The following is a 1,945-nucleotide window of genomic DNA, read 5'->3' on the forward strand; positions in this document are numbered from 1 at the left end:
GGGTAACGATCGAGGACGCGCTCTTCACAGCACTGGATTCCATTCCTTGTCTGGTCCTTTCAAAGATCGACTTCACAAACAATAAATGCACCTTGGAGGGCCAGATTTATGCGAGCTACTAACCTGCTTTTTCTGCTCTTACTTATTGCCGTCCCAGTATTCGCTGAAAATTTGGCCGACCTGAATCTGGAAGAAGAACTCCTGATCGATGTGGTTACAGGAAATGCCACCAGTTCAACCAATGCGACCAGCTTTGCTAACGCAACAAATGGGACCGCGAATTCCAGCGTAGCAAACGCCACGGCCATAACTGCTTTCATGACCGACTCAAACAGCACAGCCGAAGCTCAAAAACAAGAAGCTGCGCCTGCTGAAAACGCGACCGCTAAACATGAACAGGCAACTAAACCTGAAACGACTGAACAGGTTGCGCAGCCGTCTCCCGCCTTCGCACGCCCAGCAATAAGCATCAGCGATGTGAACTACATGCGCAGCCTGATTGAATATCGAAAACTTCAAGTGAAACTGGCCAAAGAAGAAAAGGATCTGCTGGAGCTGACCGTCCCGGTCCCAGTTCCGAGCAAAGCCTCAAGCTCAAAGTCCGCAGCCAAGAAGAAACACTGCCCGACATGGCCCAAAGTTGTTTCCATCCAAGGCGTGGACGGCAGGCTTTCCGCTACCCTTTCCAGCCCCGCAGGTATCGAGACTGTACGGGTCGGCAACAACGCCGGTCCCGGCAAAGTCGTATCCATAACCCCCAATAAAGTTCTGGTCCGCTCTGGCGGCAAGAACATTGCCTTGAAATTCAAGGAGTAAATGATGACTGAAACTGAAATCCCCGCAAGCCTTCAGGAACGTATCCTGTTTCTAGATGGCAAAATTATTATCTCGGCTGAAGTGGAAAATGACGCAACCCTGATGTCATTCCTGAGTTACGCCGCGCGCAAAGGGTTTACTGAAACCGAAAGGAAGAAAGCTGAAGAATTTCAGAAGTTGCGCAAGAAGCATTTCACAAGGGCAGAGACAAGCAGCGACATTCAAGAACTGGCCGTCCAGATCATCGCCGATGCTTACGAGCAAGGAGCCTCTGATATTCATATCACGGATCACGGTCCGTTTACCTCCATATCATTCCGCAAACTTGGAATGGTCCAAGATTATAAACAATTGATGGGGGAAACCGGCAGAAAGATCATCGTTGCCATCTACCAGACAATGTCAAACCAAGGGGACTCAACTTTTGTCGTAACCGAAAGTCAGGACGCCAGAATATCATCCCGCAAATACCTTCCTAGTAATGTTCATTCCATCCGTGTCCATACGGAGCCGCTTGAAGAAGCCATGGCGCAAAATGGAACAGGGACAGAAATGGCCCTGCGCTTACTTTACGACCGCACGACAGCACAGGGCTGCCTTGAAGAAAGGCTAGCCACCCTCGGATACTCTGAAAGACATATGCGCCGCATCCAGTTCCTGACCCAACGCTCAGGATTGGTACTCCTTTCGGGACCAACCGGAGCCGGTAAATCAACGCTCCTCAAACACATAATGGAAAGCATGGCTAAGGATAATCCGGAGAAAAACTTTTTCTCAGCGGAAGATCCAGTTGAATACCCGCTTGAACGAGTAAAACAAATCAGAATTAGAACCGGCTCCAAAGAAACGCGAGGCGAAGAATATAGCGGAGCCATAGCAGGGTTAATGCGTTGTGACCCTGACGTTATCATGGTCGGTGAAATTCGTTATCCGGAAGCAGCTTCCGCCGCTCTCGATGCCGCCCAGACCGGGCACGGCGTATGGACAACCGTCCATGCAAACAGTGCCTTCGGGATCATTCAGAGAATGGTTTCCCTGCTTCGCGCTGCTAACTACCCGGACCCGCTTGAATACCTTTGCGACCATACTGTGCTTTCCGGCCTGCATCACCAACGACTTGTTCCGGTAC

At 50.5% G+C, this 1,945-nt stretch carries 2 protein-coding genes; both read left to right on the forward strand.

All coding sequences use genetic code 11. The annotated features are described in order from the left end of the window. The first annotated feature begins 108 nt into the window (after positions 1-108). Entirely contained in the window at positions 109-816 is a 708-nt protein-coding gene (locus D0S45_20225; GenBank protein ID TIH11254.1) for a hypothetical protein, read from the forward strand. 3 nt (positions 817-819) lie between these two features. Next, the coding region (locus tag D0S45_20230; GenBank protein TIH11255.1) for a secretion system protein E at positions 820-1,945 on the forward strand (1,126 nt) is incomplete at its 3' end.

The organism is Marinifilum sp. JC120 (assembly GCA_004923195.1).
Lineage (GTDB): Bacteria > Desulfobacterota > Desulfovibrionia > Desulfovibrionales > Desulfovibrionaceae > Maridesulfovibrio.

Bases quoted from the DNA above. Each gene is read 5' to 3' on its own strand.
- D0S45_20225 (TIH11254.1), top strand. From the start codon at position 109: ATGCGAGCTACTAACCTGCTTTTTCTGCTCTTACTTATTGCCGTCCCA.